Annotated in this window: 14 protein-coding genes; 7 read left to right on the top strand and 7 right to left on the bottom strand. The window is 41.8% G+C overall.

Annotated elements, in window-relative coordinates:
• Nucleotides 1-34 precede the first annotated feature (34 nt).
• Nucleotides 35-1,270 (top strand): PQQ-binding-like beta-propeller repeat protein, encoded by a 1,236-nt coding sequence (locus WFY05_RS03380; protein WP_340111316.1) that lies wholly within the window; start codon nucleotides 35-37, stop codon nucleotides 1,268-1,270.
• Between the two features lie 80 nt (nucleotides 1,271-1,350).
• On the opposite strand, the gene WFY05_RS03375 is transcribed toward WFY05_RS03380, so the two are convergent.
• The 4 genes from WFY05_RS03375 to WFY05_RS03360 form a co-directional block, all read right to left on the bottom strand.
• A complete protein-coding gene (locus WFY05_RS03375) occupies nucleotides 1,351-2,553 on the bottom strand; it encodes a uracil-xanthine permease family protein (protein WP_340111315.1) in 1,203 nt (400 codons plus the stop codon).
• Nucleotides 2,554-2,622: 69 nt separating this feature from the next.
• Nucleotides 2,623-3,426 (bottom strand): 3-keto-disaccharide hydrolase, encoded by an 804-nt coding sequence (locus WFY05_RS03370; RefSeq protein ID WP_340111314.1) that lies wholly within the window; start codon nucleotides 3,424-3,426, stop codon nucleotides 2,623-2,625.
• Nucleotides 3,427-3,518: 92 nt separating this feature from the next.
• Complete coding sequence (locus tag WFY05_RS03365; protein ID WP_340111313.1) at nucleotides 3,519-3,773, bottom strand: HTH domain-containing protein; 255 nt, start codon at nucleotides 3,771-3,773, stop codon at nucleotides 3,519-3,521.
• Between the two features lie 251 nt (nucleotides 3,774-4,024).
• On the bottom strand, nucleotides 4,025-6,964 hold the full coding sequence (locus tag WFY05_RS03360; RefSeq protein WP_340111312.1) for a serine hydrolase domain-containing protein: 2,940 nt from the start codon (nucleotides 6,962-6,964) through the stop codon (nucleotides 4,025-4,027).
• Nucleotides 6,965-7,056: 92 nt separating this feature from the next.
• Here WFY05_RS03360 and WFY05_RS03355 point away from each other — a divergent pair, with 92 nt between their 5' ends.
• From WFY05_RS03355 to WFY05_RS03340, 4 genes are all read left to right on the top strand, one after another.
• Nucleotides 7,057-8,211: an exo-beta-N-acetylmuramidase NamZ family protein gene (locus WFY05_RS03355; RefSeq protein ID WP_340111311.1), complete on the top strand. Its 1,155-nt coding sequence runs from the start codon at nucleotides 7,057-7,059 to the stop codon at nucleotides 8,209-8,211.
• Nucleotides 8,212-8,220: 9 nt separating this feature from the next.
• Complete coding sequence (locus WFY05_RS03350) at nucleotides 8,221-9,663, top strand: sodium:solute symporter (RefSeq protein ID WP_340111310.1); 1,443 nt, start codon at nucleotides 8,221-8,223, stop codon at nucleotides 9,661-9,663.
• Between the two features lie 104 nt (nucleotides 9,664-9,767).
• Nucleotides 9,768-11,219: a choice-of-anchor Q domain-containing protein gene (locus WFY05_RS03345; protein ID WP_340111309.1), complete on the top strand. Its 1,452-nt coding sequence runs from the start codon at nucleotides 9,768-9,770 to the stop codon at nucleotides 11,217-11,219.
• A complete protein-coding gene (locus WFY05_RS03340) occupies nucleotides 11,206-12,231 on the top strand; it encodes an endonuclease/exonuclease/phosphatase family protein (protein WP_340111308.1) in 1,026 nt (341 codons plus the stop codon). Before WFY05_RS03345 ends, WFY05_RS03340 begins: the two co-directional genes overlap by 14 nt.
• Here WFY05_RS03340 and WFY05_RS03335 read toward each other — a convergent pair.
• Entirely contained in the window at nucleotides 12,228-13,634 is a 1,407-nt protein-coding gene (locus tag WFY05_RS03335; RefSeq protein ID WP_340111307.1) for a CCA tRNA nucleotidyltransferase, read from the bottom strand. The genes WFY05_RS03340 and WFY05_RS03335 overlap by 4 nt on opposite strands.
• Nucleotides 13,635-13,901: 267 nt before the next feature.
• Here WFY05_RS03335 and trxA point away from each other — a divergent pair, with 267 nt between their 5' ends.
• Nucleotides 13,902-14,273, top strand: coding sequence for a thioredoxin (gene trxA, locus WFY05_RS03330; RefSeq protein WP_340111306.1), 372 nt, complete (start codon nucleotides 13,902-13,904; stop codon nucleotides 14,271-14,273).
• Here the strand turns inward: trxA and WFY05_RS03325 are convergent.
• A complete protein-coding gene (locus WFY05_RS03325; protein ID WP_340111305.1) occupies nucleotides 14,266-15,564 on the bottom strand; it encodes a UDP-N-acetylmuramoyl-tripeptide--D-alanyl-D-alanine ligase in 1,299 nt (432 codons plus the stop codon). The genes trxA and WFY05_RS03325 overlap by 8 nt on opposite strands.
• Before the next feature lie 78 nt (nucleotides 15,565-15,642).
• Complete coding sequence (locus tag WFY05_RS03320) at nucleotides 15,643-17,085, bottom strand: SUMF1/EgtB/PvdO family nonheme iron enzyme (RefSeq protein WP_340111304.1); 1,443 nt, start codon at nucleotides 17,083-17,085, stop codon at nucleotides 15,643-15,645.
• A 219-nt stretch (nucleotides 17,086-17,304) separates the two neighbouring features.
• Between WFY05_RS03320 and porU the strand changes: the two genes are divergently transcribed.
• Entirely contained in the window at nucleotides 17,305-21,039 is a 3,735-nt protein-coding gene (gene porU, locus WFY05_RS03315; RefSeq protein WP_340111303.1) for a type IX secretion system sortase PorU, read from the top strand.
• The last annotated feature ends 109 nt before the right edge of the window (nucleotides 21,040-21,148 follow it).

Genomic DNA, 21,148 nt, shown 5'->3' with positions numbered 1-21,148 from the left:
CTGTCAACAAACCGTAAAATTAAATAACCTGAAAATGAAAAAAATCAATTCTTCATTCTGCCTGATTGTTTACTTAATGATCAGTCAATTTTCAATTGCTCAAACTATTTACCAGTGGCGCGGTGCTGATCGCGACGGCAAATACCAGGAATCCGGCCTGCTATCGGAATGGCCGGAAAATGGTCCGGAATTGTTGTGGACTAACGAAATGCTTGGTCCCGGTTATGCTGCTCCGGTGACCACTTCAGATAAATTACTAATTATGGGAGTTGAAGACGGAATTAGCACATTATTTGCTTTCGATTTAAATGGTAATTTGCAGTGGAAATCTCCAAACGGAAAATCATTTGTTGGGGATGGATTCTCGGCCAGATTTCCGGGGGCACGATCAACTCCGACAGTTGTGGGCGATATGGTGTATGCAACATCGGGCACGGGAAGGCTGGCCTGTTTTAGCCTGAATACCGGAAAAGAACTGTGGGCCGTCGACATGGTGAACGACCTAAAAGGTTATATGAATGAATTTAGCTATGCCGAATCGGTAGTTACTGACGATAATGCCGTTTACTGTTTTCCCGGCGGAAAAGAAATAAGTGTGGCTAAAATCGATCGTCAAACCGGAAAAACCATTTGGACATCGGAAGCAACCGGAGATACCACTCATTTTGTGTCACCAATTCTTGTGAATCTGCCATCGCGAAAAGTATTTGTTTCCACATCGAGGCACTATGTTTTTGGTGTTGATTGCGAAACCGGTGCATTGCTTTGGAAATACGACATTGCCATCCGCCACGATGGTGATCATGCCAATACTCCTGTTTATCAGGCTCCGTATTTGTATGTTATTACCAACGATGATAATGGAAAAGGGGCCATAAAACTGGAGCTTTTACCGGATGGTTCCGGGGTGAGGGAGGTATGGACCAATAAAGCTGTGAAGAATGATATGGGCGGTTATATTCTTCATGATAATAAATTGTTTGTTACTACCGAGAATAAAAAACTGAATGTTCTTGATCCGGAAACCGGAACTGTTCTTGAGGAAGCGAGATCAACGTTTGGCGGGACTATTTTTGCCGATAACAAATTTATTGTTTACGGTACAAATGGCGATGTAGTCCTGTTTAATTACGAAGACGATAAACTTACTCAGGGCGGATCGTTTAAAATTACAACGGGTAGTCAAGAGCATTTTGCACATCCGGTAGTTGACAACGGTGTGTTGTATATCCGACATGGAGAGGCACTTATGGCTTATAAGATAAAGTAAGAAGACGTACTGATTATAAAAAAAGGATCCGATCCTTTCGAGGGAACGGATCCTTCCTGCTAACTGAGACTAAATTCTGTTTACTTTTCTTCTTTGGTTTTTGGAAGCAACAGGTTCAGAATAATTCCAACGGTGGCTGCCAAACCGATTCCTGCCAGCGAGAAATGTCCGTAAGTAACAACGGCTCCGCCAATACCAACGGTAAGTACCACTGAAACGATAACCTGATTTCTGGTTTCGCCCATATCGGCTTTTGAATCAACCAGTGTTTTTATACCTATGGAAGCAATCATTCCGAACAGCAAAAGCATAATACCGCCAAGAATAGCCTGAGGAATAGTTTCAAGAAAACCACTGATTTTACCTACCAGTGCAAAAACAATAGCGGTGACTGCTGCAATGCGTAAAATGAAAGGATTGGTTACTTTAGTAAGCGTTATTGCACCGGTAACTTCGGAGTAAGTGGTATTTGGTACACCACCGAAAAATCCGGCAAGTGCTGTTGCTATACCATCGCCAAGCAATGTGCGGTGCAAGCCCGGTTTTTCAATAAAATTCTTTTCGCAAACACCACCAATAGTATACATGTCGCCAACGTGTTCGATAACCGGAGCGATGGCCACAGGAACCATGTAAAGAATGGCCTGCCAACTGAATTGTGGAGTAGTGAATTCGGGCAGCGAAAACCAGGCTGCTTCCTGGATAGCCGAATAATCCACTTTCCCCCAGATGAGTGCCACAATGTATCCAACAGCAATACCAATAAAAATTGGAATCAGTTTGATCATTCTTTTTCCATAAATTACAACAGTAATTGCGGTAGCCAACGAAATAACTGCCAGCGCATAGTCGGTTTTAGCCATGTCCACTGCAGCAGAAGCCAGCGATAAACCAATGATCATGATCACAGGACCTACCACAACTGATGGAAATAATCGTTCAACAAAAGTAATCCCACGCAATTTTACCAGTGCCGAAACTACTCCGTAAACAACACCAACAGCAATTATTCCTGATAAGGTTCCCGACCAGCCATAAAGTCTTGTGGCTTCGATTATTGGAGCGATAAAGGCAAAACTACTTCCCAGAAAAACCGGAACCTGCCCTTTGGTAATCAGATGGAATAACAGGGTGCCTATTCCTGCTGTAAAAAGTGCAACTGCGGGATCGATACCGACAAGCAGCGGAACCAGTACCGTGGCTCCGAATGCTACAAATAAAAATTGTACGCCAAGAATAGTGTTTTTGAAGGTTAGCTGTTCTCGAAAGGTTTTTTCACTCATCGTTAAACTTTTAGGTTTGGTATTCTAAAAATAAACCCGTTCCTAAAAGAAACAGGTCTATGAAATATTCTATTGAAGGATTTCGGCAGGGATTTCCTTGATTGGCTTTATGCGAACCGAACGGATATAGAGATCGCCGCCTTCCGACTGGATCTGTATCTTTCCTGATTTTAAAGGTTGTATTTCGCCATCTTCGAAAATGCCGGTATTGGTATTTATCATTACAGTTTTGCCGTTAACGACATGTGCTGTTGTTCGGCCCACACTGTACAATTCCACAGTATTCCATTCGCCCAAAGCATTTTCGGCATCGCTTGCTTTTTTTATTCCGGGGCCGTTAAAGTCTTTTCCAAATTGGGTAAGATCTCCGTTGGGGCTGAACGTTAATCCTGCATCGGTTTTTATGGTTTTTGTTTCGCAAACCGTGTTGTTCATCAGGTAGGTGTCGCCCAGATTATCGTGCATCAACTGGCATTCGATGTTGGTCATCCAGGTGCCGATGGCTGCCCCAAATTCGCCAAAACTATGGTACAATAAACCACTGTTTCTTCGGGTGTACACCTGCTCACCCCATTTAAATACCAACTCGAGGTGATAGTTCGAAAAAGTATCAACGGTAGCCAGCGAGCCATTTACTTCACCTGAAATGTGAATGAGTTTTTCGCCATTTACCTCAACTACTTGGAATACTTTATCGGTGGTGTCAATGATAGCAGCGGCATGAAGGTCTTCGAATCCGTTTAATGGTGTTCCGATGTAGGTATCCCAACCTTCCAGGTTTTCGCCATTAAAAAGTTCCTGCCACGGTTTTTCGCATGCGCTCAGCAAAACAACACTTAGGGCCAGTACTAAGAAATGCGGAATTCTATTCATATCAATTAGGTTTAGTTTAAAATGAGTCATAAAAAAAACTGCCCCATAAATATAGGACAGTTTTTCAATATTTTATATTCTCTTCTGAATTGTTAAACTGCTGCTGAGTGCAATAATTCCTTCGCTCTATCCAGAATTGCCGTATCATCAAGGAGAACAATTCCGCCGTTTGGCCCCGGTTCCATATGGATTCCAACTGCTTTTCCGCTGGTGTAATTCGCACCTCCAAAATAATTCCTGACGGTTTGTTCTGATACTTCAAATTCTTGTGCCAATTGTTTAACTGAACCGTCAGGTAAGCTGTCTTTGATTTTTCTCAGCTCATTGAATGTTATTTTCTTTTCCATATCGCTGTGATATTATTTGATTAATATTATTGTAAAGAACGTTTCTCAGACACGTAAAGATAAAATTAAATGATTAATAATAAAAGCTTAACAGAGGTGTGAAAGCTTCACTGCAGGTCAGTAAGTAACATAATCACCGAATTGAAAAAATCGGCAAATTGTAAGTTATTGTTTTTTAGTAATAAAGGTTTTTGGGATATGTTGTATAACAGGAGTTTGAAATGCTTGCGTTAACATTTTTTAAGGCGGATTCATCTGGTTTCGATGCTGTTATAAATCGCCTGGTGCATGTCGGTTCGTATGTTGAACTGGTAGAGTCGTTGATTTTCGCGGGTAGGGTGTACCCGGTTCGACATAAAAATGAAAAGCAAGTTGTTTTCGGGATCGGCCCAGGCAAAAGTGCCCGTAAAACCACTGTGCCCAAAACTGCTTTTACTCGCAGACACAGCAGGGTAGGCATCTACAATCTCATTTTCCTCGTTATCAATAAGCGGTTTATCGAATCCAAGACCTCTTCGGTTTTCGTTTAGCGGATACTGAATGCGAGTGAATTCGTTTAAGGTTGCTTCTGAGATGTAGCGCCTGCCGCCGTAATATCCTTTTTGGAGGTACATTTGAAACATTTTTGCCAGGTCGATTGTCGATCCGAAAAGTCCGGCGTTCCCCGATACTCCTGCCATCATTGCAGCGCCTTCGTCATGCACAAAACCACAAAGTGTCTCTTTACGAAAAAAATCGTCGATCTCGGTCGGTACAATCTGTTTTAAAGGAAAATGCTTGTAAGCGTTATAGGTGATTGTTGTCGCTCCAAGTGGCCGGTAAAAGTTGTCTTTCAGATAGGTTTCATAATCGCTGCCGGTTAAATCCTCTATTATTTTTGGGTACAGGTAAAAGCTGAGTCCTGAATAAGTATATTTTTTTCGTGGCAGCAACTTCGATCGTGCCAGGGTGTCCATCATGATTGTATAATAATCGGGCGACATGTACAAATGATCGGAGACACGGACGTTAAACTGATCAGAAGGCTCGTGACGAAATACATGGCGGTCGAGTTCGCCGGTTTTTGTGCGGGTGGCCGTCCAGAATGAAATGTAGGGAGCCAGGCGTGCCTGGTGGGCGAGTACTTCTCTTAATACCAGGTTCTCTTTATTGGTCCCTTTGAACGCCGGCCAGTATTTGCTGAATTTGTCATCAACATTTATTTTCTTTTCATCCACCAGTTGCATAATCGCGGGTAGCGGCCCGGTAACTTTTGTAATGGATGCCCAATCGTAAATGTTGTTTTTCTGTACCGGAACTTCTTCATTATAAGTTAAGGTTCCAAAGCATTTGTGGTAAATCACTTTTCCATCTTTTGCGATGAGAACCTGGCAGCCGGGATAAGCTTTGTCTACAATACCATATTGAGCAATGGTATCGACCGCCAGTAGTTTTTGTGAATTTACACCGGCTTCTTCGGGTATGGTAAACGAGAAACTCCGGTTGCCTTCCAAGGTTAATCCATCATTTACTTTGAAACGCTGATCGACAGTCACCGGTAATTTCCCGTTGGCACCAAAAGCCCCGAAAATAAGCTGTGCGGAAAGTTCCTGTGTTAATTTGTTGCCTTGGTAGGCAACGATCAATCCATTGGCATGATGGATATTGTCGAAATGTTTTATTGCGTAAGCATTCCCGAAGAACACAAAAACCGAATTGCATTCGTTTACAATATCGGAAACTGCTTTTTGCTGAATTTCAGTAGTGCCGTAATTTCCCGATGGATAGCGATGGATTCCTTCAATTGTAGTGATGACCAGGTTGTAATTCTGAAGTTTTATACGAAGGTTTGCCCATTCTCGCTCCGATGCTTCTTTTGATAGCACAAAATGTTCAACTTCAGCATAGTTATCAAGCATATTTTGGAATGCTGAGTTTCGCTCACCACCCAGACTCACCGAGGCAATCTTTAGTTTCTCCAGGTTTTCAACTGGCAGGATATTGTTATTTTTAAGAATGGTCATCGATCCTTTGATCAGCTTCCGTTGTGTAACTTCAAATTTTGGCGCATTCAGGCGTTTCACCAGTTCGTTGGTGGGAGTGGGTGTATACTCATTTAAGTAAACCCATCGTTTTAAGGCCAGTACCGTGCGGCATTTATCGTTGATCTCCTCCAAACTCAGTTCATTGTTGTCAACCGCAAGTTTCACGGCAGAAATGGCTTTGTCCAGGTCGGGAACAAATTCAACAATGTCGTTTCCGGCAATCAGTGCTTCCACTTCTGCTCTCTCAGGCGCGGCCTGCACACCTTTCATGCCAATGGCATCGGTGACCACAAAACCTTTAAAACCGATTTCGTTTTTAAGGTATCCGGTAACAACTTTTTTCGAAAGCGATGAGGTTTTGCCTGAAGCATCGAGTGCAGGAACATTCAAATGGGCCGTCATAATTCCAGCTATTCCTTTTTCCGAGAGGTAACGGAAAGGATACGATTCGATGTTATCGAGCCGCTCTTTTGAGTGAGGAACCAGAGGAAGCGTTTGGTGCGAATCGGTTTTGGTATCGCCGTGTCCGGGAAAATGTTTCGCTACCGGAATGACATTGGCTTCCTGCATTCCTTTTGCAACCATCCATGCTTTTTCGGCCACATTTAGTTTGTCTTCGCCAAACGACCGGAAATTGATCACCGGATTGGCAGAATTGGTGTTCACATCGGCTACCGGGGCAAAATTCATTTGGATACCCAGCATTTTAAGTTGTTCTCCAAAATCTCTACCCATTTGTAGAACAAGGTTGGTATCCTGAATCGCACCCACAGCCTGTGCATATGGATAGTTGGTGGTGCTATCGATTCGCATGGCAGGTCCCCATTCGCCGTCAACTGCCACCAACAGCGGGATGGAACTGACGCTTTGAAATTCGTTGATCCACTTCGTTGTTTTAGTCGGATTACCTTTCATCACCAGGATTCCTCCCGGTTGATTTGCCTTAATTGCGGCAAGTGCTGCATTCTTACTGCTTTCGTTTTGTGTGGGGTAAACTGTGTAAATCATTAACTGGGCAATTTTTTGCTCCAGGGTTAAACTGTCGAGTTGCGCATTTACCCATCGGGCGTATTTATAAATCGAAAACGGTGGCTCGTTGGCTTCTACTTGCGTGAAACCCAGTAAACACCAAAGTACGAGAATATATAATGAGGGAATACGATTCATTTTCTGTTTAATGATTGCTTTCTAAAAAAATTAAAATCTATCTTAGTCCCTGCAAATGTAATGTTTTCATGACTATGTTCAGAATAAATCTAATGCTGTTTTTAACAGCGATTTTATTGTCGTGCAATACTCATGCCGAGCCAACGGAAATTGTTGTTGGAGCTACCCAAACAGATAAGTATTTTCCGCTACTCGAAGGCAAAACGGTGGGATTGGTCGTTAATAATACTTCACGGGTTAACAAGCTTCATCTGGTTGATTTTTTGGTGAAAAATGAGATTGATGTGAAAAAGATTTTTGCTCCGGAACATGGTTTCAGGGGCGATGTATCGGCAGGAGGGAAGGTGGAAGACGGTGTAGATACGCAAACCGGCCTGCCTGTTTTTTCCCTTTACGGTGAAACGCGAAAACCAACGCCCGAACACTTAGATGGACTGGATGCAATGATTTTTGATATACAGGATGTGGGGTGCCGGTTTTATACCTACATATCGACTTTGCATTTGGTTTTGGAAGCTTGTGCCGAATATGATGTGCCGCTTATTGTTTTAGATCGTCCGAATCCAAACGGCGATTATGTAGCAGGTCCGGTTCGAAAAGAAGGTTTTGAATCATTTGTCAGCATGGACCCGATTCCCATTGTTCACGGTTGCACGGTAGGCGAGCTGGCAAAAATGATAAACGGAGAACATTGGCACAAAGCCGGTAAAGCTTGCAATTTAACGATTGTGCCCGTTTTAAATTACAACCACACCATGATGTATTCTCTGCCGGAGCGTCCTTCTCCAAATCTGCCCAACGATTTGTCTGTGCGTTTGTATCCATCGCTTTGTTTTTTCGAAGCCACAAGTGTAAGCGTGGGGCGTGGAACTGATTTTCCGTTTCAGGTTCTGGGTGGCTTGAATGAAAACCTTGGAGAGTTTGAATTTACACCACGAAGTATTCCCGGAGTGGCCATTAATCCGCTTAATAAAGATAAAAAGTGTTACGGGATTGATCTGCGGGAATTAGAAGAAGCACCAAAGTTTACCCTGAAGTATTTTATCGATTTTTATCACAAATATGAAAACGAAAGTGAATTTCTTACCCGCGAACGTTGGCTGAATCTGCTGGCCGGAACTGATGATCTGATCATGCAGATCAGAGAGGGAAAAAACGAAGCGCAAATTCTGGAAAGTTGGCAAGCGGAATTGGAGCAGTATAAAAAGCTCCGCAAAAAGTATTTATTATACCCCGACTTTGAATAAGTAATAATTATGAGTCCATACCTCGTTCTGGGAATTGTTTTAGGATATTTTTTTGTTTTGATTGGCATCTCGTGGCTGACATCGCGAAAAGCCGACACACAAACGTTTTTTACGGCCAACCGAAAATCGCCTTGGTACTTGGTTGCCTTTGGGATGGTGGGAGCAACGCTATCAGGAGTCACTTTTATTTCCGTCCCGGGCGAAGTTGGAAACTCGGCTTTTTCATACCTTCAGTTTGTATTTGGTAATGTAGTGGGTTACTGGCTGGTCGCCGGAATCTTGCTGCCGCTATACTACAAGCTGAACGTGGTTTCCATTTATTCCTTCCTCGATCAGCGTTTTGGTCCTAAATCCTATAAAACAGGATCTTTTTTCTTTTTGATCTCGAAATTGATCGGGGCGGCATTTCGCTTGTTTCTGGTAGCAGGAGTTTTACAGCTTGCTTTTTTCGATGCATATAATATTCCATTTTGTATTACGGTAATTGTTACCATTGCATTGATATGGGTTTATACTTTTCGTGGAGGAATAAAAACCATTGTATGGACCGATACCTTGCAAACCCTGTTTTTGGTAAGTGCAGTGATATTCACGATTGTTTCCATCTCCCGAAACCTTAACATGAATTTGTCAGAATTAGTTCAAACCGTATCAATTGATCAGCATTCGAAAATCTTTTTTTGGGATTGGCGATCGGGCAATCACTTTCTGAAGCAGTTTTTTGCGGGAATGTTTATCACCATCGTAATTACCGGGATGGATCAGGACATGATGCAAAAAAACCTTACCTGTAAAAATAAGTGGGAAGCTCAAAAAAATATGATTGTTTTTAGCGCTTCGTTCCTGATGACGGTATTGCTGTTTCTGAGTTTGGGGGTGATGTTGTATATTTTTGCTGAAAAAACGGGCATTACCATCCCCGAAAATTCAGATGATTTGTATCCGTTGCTGGCCTTGCAATACCTGGGATTACCTGTTGGAATCGCTTTCCTTTTGGGAATAACTGCGGCTGCCTATTCCAGTGCTGATTCAGCTCTAACCGCGCTAACCACTTCGTTTAGCATCGACTTCCTTAATATTGAATATTACGACGAAAGGAAACGCCAAAAAATAAAAAAACGTTCACATTTAATGTTTTCTGTATTGTTGATTGGTGTGATTCTGGCTTTTCAGACCATTAATAATCAAAGTATAGTAATGGCTGTGTTTACAGCAGCCGGTTACACGTATGGCCCTATTCTAGGAATGTTTGTTTTCGGCCTGTATACAAAGCGAAACGTAAAAGATAAGTGGGTGCCATTGATTGGTGTTTCAGCACCGCTAATTTCATATTTTATCTCGGCAAATTCAGAACAATGGTTGAACGGGTACAAGTTCGGATTTGAGCTTTTAATTTTAAATGGTGCACTTACAATGCTTGGGTTATTACTAATTTCTAAAAAAAGTACTTAAATCATTAATGATTGTAAATAATTGTTAAAATTTGTAAATTGAATTTTTATATTTGCATACTAAGATCTTAAACTAAAACGTTTAATTTTTAAACTTCTAATAATTTGGCCAAATATCTACTCCATATCTTTGCGGTAGCTGTTATCGTTATCTCTCTTTTCGCTTGCGAAGACGAAGGATATATGAATTCACCCGATGCGCAGTTAAGATTCTCGGTAGATACCATTACTTTCGACACTATTTTTACGACTATTGGCTCCACAACACGAAGGTTTACTGTTCAAAATCCTTACGAGGAGGATGTGTTGATTTCGCATATTCGTTTGGGTGGAGGTAACCAGTCGAATTTCAGATTGAACATTAACGGAGTTGTTGGAAATGAGATCTATGATGTTGAGGTGCCTGGTAAGGATAGTATTTTTATTTTTGTTGAAGTCACTGTCGATCCTACCGGTCAGAATCTGCCAATGGTCGTTCAGGATTCCATCGAGTTTTCTACCAATTCAAACTTGCAGGACATTAAACTGATTGCTTACGGGCAGGATTTCGTCCTTGTAAAAGGAGAAAACATTGAAACTACAACCTGGACCGCCGATAAACCCTATTTGGTTTATGATTATGCTTATGTCGACAGTTTGTCAACACTGACCATTGAAGCTGGTGCAAGGATACATTTTCACAAGGGAGCCGGCCTTTATGTAAGAGGACAGGTGATTGCTGATGGTACGGTTGAACAACCCATACAGTTCCTCTCGGACAGGCTGGAAGATTCATACAAGAATGTACCGGACCAGTGGAACAGCATTATCCTGTTTTCCGGCAGTCACAACAATTTGTTCAATCATGTCGTCATTAAAAATGCCAATATCGGGCTGCAGGTAGGAACGATTGAACATGAGGGATATGCTTCGGTTCAGCTAAGTAATTCGAAGATTGAGAATATGGCTTACGCCGGACTTTTTGCATTAAAATCGAAAATCTATGCATACAACGATGTTATTGCCAATTGCGGTTATTACGCGGCAGCTTTGTTGATTGGTGGAGAGTACGAGTTTTATCACACCACAATTGCCAATTATTGGGGGAATTATGGCAGCAGTGTTCGTTCAACGTCTTCGCTGGTATTGTCGAATGTGTTGGTTGTGGAAAGTGCAGACGGTAGTAAAACTTCGTACAATGGCGATTTGGTTGAAGCAACTTTCGCCAACAGCATTATTTACGGTAACATCAACAAAGAAGTGGAATTAGGCGATAACGGTGAGAGCCTGTTTAATTTCAAGTTTGATCATTGCATTATGCAAATACCCGATACCACCAATGTTTCGAATAAAGACCATTACAACCAGGTTTGGCTGGGAACGGAATATGATCCGGAGTTTGTTGATCCGTATGACGAGTACATTTACGAGTTGGATTCTTTGTCTCCTGCAATAGATTTAGGCTCAGATGAAATTGCAAAAGATTTTGCTACGGATATTCTGAATAAAAGTCGACTAAGCGACAACGCACCTGATTTAGGAGCTTACGAATACATTTCGAAGGATGATGAGGAATAAACTCATTCTTATATTTTTTACTTTCCTTTTTTTTGAACTCCATGCCCAGAACGAAAATGGATTTTCTGTTGTGTTTTACAATACTGAAAATTTATTCGACTGGAAAGATGATCCCCACTCCAATGACAACGAATTTACACCGGAAGGAGAGCGGCACTGGACCTACAACAGGTTTGAACAACGCATTCAGAATACCGGCAAGGTTTTAATAAATGCGCACGGCTGGGATACTCCTGCAATTATCGGATTGTGCGAAGTAGAAAACCGTGTAGTGCTGGAACGCTTGCTTGGAGAAACGCCCTTAAAACAGACGCCTTATAAAATCATTCATAAAGATTCACCCGACCCACGAGGTATCGATGTGGCCATGTTTTATAATTCCAATGTATTTTACCCCTTGACATATCGCTACATTCCTTTGCTGGAAGATGATGGCTCGGTGCGCAATACCCGCGAGATTTTGTATGCCAGCGGCGTGTTGGCAAAAACGGATACAATTCATTTTTTCGTCAATCACTGGCCATCGCGATATTCCGGCTTATTGAAAACACGACCCTTAAGAAATAGGGCAGCTGCATGGTTGCGGCATCACGTTGATTCCTTGTTTCAAATTGATGAGCAGGCAAAGATTATAATAATGGGTGATTTTAACGATCAGCCAAATGATGAAAGCATTCAGGAATATTTAAGGGTAGAGGAAGTTGCTTCTCCATTGAAGCCGCAGATTTTGTATAATCTTTCGTTGTCGTGGGCAGCACCCGATGTTGGTACCTTGAAATACCAGGCGCAGTGGTTTATTTTCGATCAGATCATTGTTTCGGATGCTTTACTTCGCAATACCGAAGGACTTTACGCACAGGCGGATTGGGCAACTATAATTGACCCCGACTTTCTGTTTGAAACGGATGAACGATACGGAGGGAGGAAATTAAAGCGGACTTATATTGGTTATAGTTACAATGGTGGATTCAGCGATCACCTGCCGGTAAAATTAAAAATCGGGAAACGCTAGTTCACGGGTTTCAGCCCCAGTTCCACCGCTTTTTTCAACATAAATTCAAAAGCCTCTTCGTAGTTGTTGTGAATTTCGCCATCGAGGATAGCATCTTTAATCGCATCTTTAATCAGACCAACTTCGCGACAGGGTTGCAGGTCGAATGTTTTCATAATGAGTCCGCCATCGACCGGTGGCTGGAAATTGCGAACAGCATCCTTCTCTTCGATCTCTTTCAGCTTTTTGCGCACCAACTTAAAATTCTTCATGTAGCGCTTTGCTTTTGCCTCGTTTTTCGATGTAATGTCGGCTTCGCACAAAGTCATCAGGTCGTCGATATCATCACCGGCCTCAAAAAGTAATCGCCGCACAGCCGAATCGGTGACAACGTCCTCCGAAAGCACAATCGGACGCATGTGCAGTTGTACCATTTTCTGAACGTATTTCATCTTTTCGTTCAGCGGTAATTTCATTCTTCTGAATATTTTGGGAATCATTTTAACACCCACAAAATTGTGCGCATGAAAAGTCCATCCCTGGCCTTCCACAAATTTTTTTGTAGCAGGTTTTGCAATGTCGTGAAGCAGTGCCGACCAACGCAGCCATAAATTATCTGTATTGGGTACAATCCGGTCTAATACCTCAAGGGTGTGGTAAAAATTATCTTTGTGACCAATTCCTTTTACCACTTCAATCCCTTTCATTTTTTGCAACTCGGGAAATATGAGCTCGAGGATCCCTGTTTCTTCCAAAAGTTTAAAGCCAGTGGACGGTTTGGAAGCCATCACTATTTTATTGAGTTCATCGATGATGCGTTCGGCTGAAACAATTTTTATCCGCTTTTTATTCTTTGCGATGGATTGAAAAGTGTTGGCTTCAATTTCAAAATTCAGCTGAGTAGCAAAACGAATGGCTCGCATCATGCGTAAAGGATCATCCGAAAAGGTGATATCAGGATCGAGTGGTGTTCTGATTACTTTGTTGTGCAGATCGTCGAGCCCGTTGAAAGGATCCAATAATTCTCCAAAGCGTTCGGCATTCAAACAAATGGCGAGTGCGTTAATGGTAAAATCGCGTCGATTTTGATCATCCTGAAGGCTTCCGTCCTCAACTATTGGTTTACGCGAATCGCGCTGGTACGATTCTTTACGTGCCCCGACAAATTCAATTTCCAGGTCGTTGTATTTAAGCATGGCCGTACCGAAATTCTTGAAGTAATTTACATTGGGAGCCGGTTTCAGGCTTATAGCAACAGCTTTGGCCAATTCTATACCACTGCCCACCGTAACAACATCAATATCCTTCGAAGGACGTTCTAAATACAGGTCGCGAACGTATCCACCAATAACATAAGTTTCTACATTTAACTGATCAGCTACTGCCGACAATTGCTGAAATATACTGTCTTTCAGTTTCTTCATTCAATCAAAATTCCATGGCTCCATGTTAAGCGAATATGAAATCTTTTTGCTTAACGGAACAGTAATTCCTCAATAATAACGGCTGTAATAACTGTCAAAACTGTTGAAAAGTTCAGACCTTACTGCCATTTCTGTTAAAATCGTGACAAAATTACAATTATTTAGTTGAATAATAGTGGTATATTGTTGATTGACTGGATGGCATTATATTTGTATCGATATATGTAAATAAATAGATATTAATAAATAAAGTAAAACAATAGTATCATGTTAGAACATTTAACCATGGAAACTTTCAAAGAGAAAGTTTTTGATTTTGAAGCAAATAAAGAGTGGAAGTACGAAGGTTCGGTGCCTTGTATGATTGATTTTTATGCCGATTGGTGTGGTCCGTGTAAAATGGTTGCACCGGTTTTGGAAGAACTACAAAAAGAATACGGTGACAGTATCGTAATTTATAAAGTGAATACTGAAGAGCAGCAACAGTTGGCAGGAATGTTTGGTATTCAAAGTATACCATCGTTGTTGTTTGTACCTGCAGACGGACAACCACAAATGGCTATGGGAGCCCTGCCAAAGCCAACTTTCGAGAAAGCAATTGCAGATGTGCTGAAAGTTGAAAAACCTGCCGTTAATTAAGAAATTCGAGTACTTTTTCGAGCTTTACACCACGGGAACCTTTTATTAAAATGTTCCCGTTTTTTATTGGCTTTTTTTCAAGGTAACTACACAGTTCGTCAACATTATTAAAGGCCTCAAACCCAAATCCTGAGCTTACTTTTAGAAACTCGCTGCCTACCAGAAAAACATTTTCGAAACTTTTTTCTTTAATCAGTCTCAGCATCTCAAAATGTTCCTGTTTTGAAAATTCTCCCAGTTCCAGCATGTCGCCTAAAATCAGATAGCTGTCTTCCTTATGGTTGTTAGTAGCAAAACTGGTAATGGATGCTTTCATACTCGTTGGATTGGCATTGTAGGCATCCATAATAATTCGAACTCCTTCTTTTTGAATGAGCTGCGAACGATTGTTGGATGGCGCATAGTTTTTTATGGCCTCCTGTATTTTTAAAGGATCAATCTCAAAATAATTACCTATGCAGGCCGCCGCAAGTATGTTCTCGAAATTAAAATCGCCAATGAGCTTTGAATTCAGGTAAAGAACGCCTTTTTCGAAATTGGTTTTTACATGGATATATGGAGGCGATTTAATGGGCTCACCATTAAAATCGGCACCCAATGTTCCGAAAGAAACTCGCTTTGTTAAACTTTTACCAAGATCCTCCAGAATGAAATTATCGCTATTATAAAAAACGACTCCATTCTTTTTTCCCAGGTAATCATACAATTCTCCTTTTGTTTTTATTACGCCTTCGAACGATCCAAAACCTTCGAGGTGCGCTTTTCCGATGTTGGTAATGATTCCAAAATCAGGATCAGCAATCTCGCACAACATTTTAATTTCTCCCGGATGATTTGCACCCATCTCAACAACACCAAATTCGGTTGATTTATCCATGCCAAGCAGGGTAATCGGAACACCAATGTGATTGTTTAAATTTCCCTGCGTGAAAGCAACTTTGAATTTTTTTGATAACACGGCTGCTATCAGTTCCTTGGTAGTGGTTTTACCGTTAGAGCCGGTAATTCCAAGTATTGGTAGTTTTAATTCTTTTCGGTGATGATGAGCCAGATCCTGGAGACATTTCAAAACATCATCTACCAAAATCGTTTTTTCTGAAGTCGCAAATTCTGCTTCGTCAACAATGGCATATGCAGCCCCTTTTTTTAAGGCATCAGCAGCATATTTATTCCCGTTAAAATTTTCTCCCTTAAGTGCAAAAAACAAACAACCTTCAATGATTTTGCGACTATCGGTCGAAACCTTTCCGGTTTTGTTGAAGATTTGATATAAATTTTCCAGTTTTGTCATTCATCAAAAATAGTTACTATTCGACATAAAAAAAGCTTCATTTTCATAAATGAAGCTTTTTTTGAAGTGCAAATATTCTTATAATCCCTGTGGACTTCCTACTCTTGTCATTGCACAGCGGAAACCCAGGTCTCTTTGTGCTTTCGTTTGTTCGAGGTAACGTCGTGTTCCCGGAACCAGCCAGTATGGACGATCTTCCCACGAGCCTCCTTTGTAAACCCTAACTTCATCGTCGATCAGTGAAGAGAAGGATCCCGGACGATCATCCTGAATGTACATTCCCTCCGTACCGCGGTCCTGAACTTCATTCCAGTTATTTCCTTCAATAACTTGTGAGTTAACGTCTCCGTCCTCAAAATTACGGTAGTCCATTCCCGGAATAGTATCTTTAACTAGTCGTCCGTATTCGTCTCTCATCATTTGTCCGTTAGCATCATGACGATATTCGGTAATGACATTACCACGATATGGGCTAAACTCTTCAACATCTTGTAACGAAAGTGGGCGGTAAACATCAGATACCCACTCATTCACATTACCCGCCATACAGTAAAGGCCGTAATCGTTTGGTGAATATGAAAATACAGGCGCAGCAATATCGGCGTTATCATTAAGTGCGCCGGCCATACCCATCATGTCACCACGTCCACGAACAAAGTTGGCGTTCATTTGACCTTTGTCTTTCTTTTTATCGTCACGCAAATATGCGCCATTCCAAGGATATATTTTTCGATCGGTCAACAACTCGCCGTCGGTATTTCCAATCAACCCGTATGCTGCATATTCCCACTCAGCTTCAGTAGGTAATCGGTATTCCGGCATCAAAACGCCATCTTCCCATTTTACTCGACGCGTTGTTCCGTCGCTATTCTCGATTTGTTCTTCACCTGCGGTACCATCGTACATACCGGCCAGGTATGTTTTGGTCGTGTACACATTCTGTCCCGACTGTGAAGGATCATGAGTGAGCATTTCTTTATCAACAAGTACTTGTTCATTAACCCTGTCAGTACGCCACTTGCAATAGGCCTCGGCCTGTTCCCAGGTGACTCCTACCACCGGATATTCAGCATATGCCGGGTGACGGAAGTAGTTTTCTACGTAAGGCTCGTTGTAGGCCAATTCGCTTCTCCATACACTCGAGTCAGGGGTAACCGATTTTAGCTTTTCACTGTCATTAGGGTAAACCCTTGAAGTCCAGTGCGTAAATTCACGATAGTCCTGGTTTGAAACTTCTGTCTCATCCATGTAGAAAGAAGGAACAGTGACCCTTCTCGGAAAGTTATCATTGCGGTACATCACATCTTGCTCAACGCGTCCCATGGTGAAGGTACCACCTTGTACGAAAACAAGACCTGGTCCTGCTTCCTGTTCATAGCCTGATACATTAGGGATATTCCCTGTTTCATCTTCGTTATAAGCCCAGCCAGTGGTTCTTGAGGTTTCTTTACTGCCTCCAAATAAGCCACAGCCGGAAACTAAAGCGGCCAGAATGAAAATGAATAATGGTTTTAGTTTCATCAAACTCATTTTTTGCATTTATTTTTCGTATCGACACAAATATAACTAAATAGTTCAATTCTTATTGTTCAGGGTTTTCAATATTTTCATCAAGTTTTCAAGGATGTTAATATCTTTGTCGCGCTTGTGAAAGGATGGCATATGTATTTGCGAGCATTGTAAGGTGCAATATTTAAAGGCAAAACACGTTTTTTGAGGTACACTGATGAAGATCGTTTTATGAGAAAGTTTTTATTCCTGTTGTTTGTGGTGCTGGTCGGTTTTTCGGTTGACGATGTGCAACGAGAATCGGTTATGCTGGACTGGACGTCCGAAACCTCAAGTTTTAATGATGATGCAGGCGTGGTGGCCTGGTTTATTAATCCCGGCTTAACTGCAAATGCTGAAGAACTTCCTGTGTATACCAGACTCTATACTGTATATGGTGTTGGAAATCAGTTTAAATTTATCGTTGAAAACACGGAGTTTGAGTTGATCGATAAGGATATTCCGGAAGAACTGCTTAAACGCTTGAGTGACGATATTCAGGTAAAAACAACGTTATCAAAGTCGGGGAATGAATACAGGAGTGAACTGCAAATTGTTCCTCTCAAATATGAAAACGATCAACTTTATCGTCTTACTTCTTTTCAAGTAAAACGAATACCCGTTGCCTTCGAAAAGAGTGCTACCCGAACAGCGCAGTGGAAATCATCTTCAGTATTAAGTTCCGGGAAGTGGATTAAAATTAGTGCGAGCACCAAAGGAATTTATAAAATTCCCTTCAGTACTTTAAGCAGCTGGGGATTTAATCAACCTTCGGAAGTTCGGGTTTTTGGTTCCGGAGGGATTTCTTTATCTGAAGATCCCGGTGAAATTGCTTACGACGATTTAGAACAGTGTACAATTTGGCACGATATTAATGATAACGAACAATGCCTGTTTTTTTATTCACCGGGAGTTACGGAATGGAGTTGGAACGGAAGTCAGTTTACACATGAAAACAACGATTACTCCAGCAAAGCCTATTTTTTCTTAAGTGAAACTGCAGGCGAGGGGAAAATGCTTGAAACTCTGGATGAAATAAATGATTCGCCTACACACAGCATTTCAGCATTTGATGAATCTGCTTTTTTTGAACAGGAGAAATACAACTTGTTGCCGCTGGGATCGGGAAAGCAGTGGTATGGTGATAAATTTGGCAACGGATCACGCAGAACCTATTCTTTTTCATTAACCGATCCGATTACTTCTGAAACAGCCGAATTAACAGTTAGTGCGGCGGCACGGAGTTATGAGTCGTCAAAACTTAAAGTGGAAGCGAATGAAGAAAACATTGGCGAGGTCAGTTTTTCGCGTGTGGATACCGACGATAGTTACAGTATTTATGCCAAGCACAGATATACAAATTTTCAGACTGTGCTTTCAGGAAATTCACTTTCGATTCGACTCACTTTCAATCCGTCGAATTCGAATGCGGAAGCCTGGCTCGATTACCTTGAACTAAATTACCGCCGACTTTTAAAGGTGGGCGACGAACCCGTGTTTTTCAGAGATGCGGAGTCGGCAGGTGCCGGTAATGTTTTAGAGTTTTCGATTAACAATGCCGGTGCTGAAACCAAAATTCTGGATGTAACTGCCATTAACGAGGTTAATCAGGTTCCGGCAAATCTGTCGGGGAACAAACTGGTTGCTGTGCGTCCCGCCGATGAATTGCACGAATATGTTGTTTTCAACCCTTCAGGTAACTTCAATGTACCCGAGATGATTAGTGAGGTGGAAAATCAAAACCTTCACGGATTAAGTACGCCTCAATTTCTGATCATTTCGCATCCCGATTTTATGGCGTCGGCTGAAGAGTTGGCAGTATTTCATCGCGAATTCGACGGGATGGATGTTGAAGTGGTGGATGTAAATAAGGTGTACAACGAATTTAGTTCGGGCAGTAAAAATGCTACCGGTATCCGAAATTTCATTAAAATGTTTTACGACCGGAATGAACAATTAAAATATGTATTGCTTTTTGGCGACGGCAGTTACGATAATAAAGGTGTGGATCCCGAAAGCAATAATTTCATCCCTACTTATCAGTCTGATAATTCGTTAACTGCAACTTCGTCGTTTGTAACCGATGATTATTTTGTGATTCTCGATGCCGGAGAAAATGTTTATTCAGGGGCCATTGATCTTGGTATTGGCCGCATTCCCGCCTCGACAAATTACGAAGCACAACTGGTTGTTGATAAGGTAAAAAGGTATTACACACCCGAAACACTGGGAAGTTGGCGCAACCGTATTAGTTTTATTGGCGACGACGAAGATTCAGGATTACACATGCGGCAGGCAGAAGAACTGAGCGATTCGGTAAATGAAAACTACGGAGGATTTATAACAGACAAAATTTATTTCGATGCTTTTGTTGAAGAATCAACACCATCGGGAGATCGCTACCCGGGTGTAAAAGCAGCCATCAACGAACGGGTGGAAGACGGTGTTTTGATCCTGAACTACACAGGGCATGCTAACGAGCGTTTCTTGGCTCATGAACGTGTACTCGACGTTAGTGACATCAATTCGTGGACCAACAAAAACAAACTTCCCATTTTTGTAACAGCAACGTGTGAGTTCAGCCGTTTCGACGGAGATGAAACGTCGGCCGGTGAATATATTTTACTCAATGCGAACGGAGGCGGAATAGGCTTATTCTCAACCACTCGTGTGGTTTATGCTTCTGCCAATTTTAGACTGAGTAAAAGTTTTTACAATTTTATTTTTGAGAACGACAGCAACGGCGAGCACTACCGAATGGGAGATGTAATGCGCCTGGCAAAAGTAAATATTGGGAGTTCGGTAAATAAGCGAAACTTTTCACTTCTTGCCGATCCGGCCTTAAAACTCTCTTATCCAAAATACCAGATCAGAACAACAAGCATTAATCAAGAAGATGCAAATGCCGAAAGCGAAACCATTGGTGCCTTACAGAAAGTAACCATTATCGGTTATGTGTCGGACGCATTTGGGGATAAAATTGACGATTTCAATGGCGAGTTGATCCCAACGGTCTACGATAAGCAGGTAACAATGCGAACGCTGGGCAACGGAGGACAAACTCCTGTGAATTTTAAGGTACGCGAGAACATTATCTACAAAGGGAAATCGAGTGTAAGTAATGGCGATTTCAGCTTTAGCTTTGTGGTGCCAAAAGACATTTCGTACAGCCTGGGCGAAGGGAAAATTGTGTATTATGCCGATAACGGAACAGAAGATGCGACCGGCGCCTTTACCAATTTCGAAATTGGTGGTTCGGGCTCCGAAATTACCGATAACGACGGCCCGGATATCGAACTGTTCCTTGATTCACACGATTTTCAGTCGGGCGATGAAACCGGCAAAAGCCCTTTGTTACTGGCTAATCTTAGTGATGAGAACGGCATAAATACGGTTGGTACCGGAGTTGGCCACGATATTATAGCGGTTATCGACGATGATTATTCCAACACCATCGTACTCAATAATTATTACCAGGCCAATGCCGACGATTATACCAGTGGTAGCATCGCTTTTCCGTTAAGCAATCTTTCGGTGGGGCTACACACCTTGAAATTAAAAGCCTGGGATGTTGCCAATAATTCTTCCGAGGTGGAGGTGGAATTTATGGTTACAGGCGATTTTATTATTTCCGGTGTAAGTGCATATCCCAATCCAGCAAGCGATTACACCTACTTTGTTCTGGAGCATAACCAGGCAGGAGCATCGCTGGATGTAATTATAGATATTTACGACATTAACGGGCGTTCGATCGATCGTTTTCAAACCACTGTGGGGTCAAGTGGTTCAACAACCAATCCCATTCGTTGGGATTTGGCTGAATTGAAAATACCGGCTACTCCGGGCATTTATATTTACCGGGCCATGGTACAAAATCGCGAGGGCTTAATTGCTTCAAAATCAGGAAAGATTACGATTGCACGATAAAAAATTTCATCTCGTAAAATTTTTCTGTGAATGTTCCGTTCAGATATTAGTTAAAAATATGGTAGCGTAAACATTTGTTTTATCTTTGCACGCTCAATTTTAGTAAAAT

The sequence above is a fragment of the Maribellus mangrovi genome (assembly GCF_037646455.1).
GTDB lineage: Bacteria > Bacteroidota > Bacteroidia > Bacteroidales > Prolixibacteraceae > Draconibacterium > Draconibacterium mangrovi_A.
This window is presented reverse-complemented; position numbering and strand designations above follow the sequence as displayed.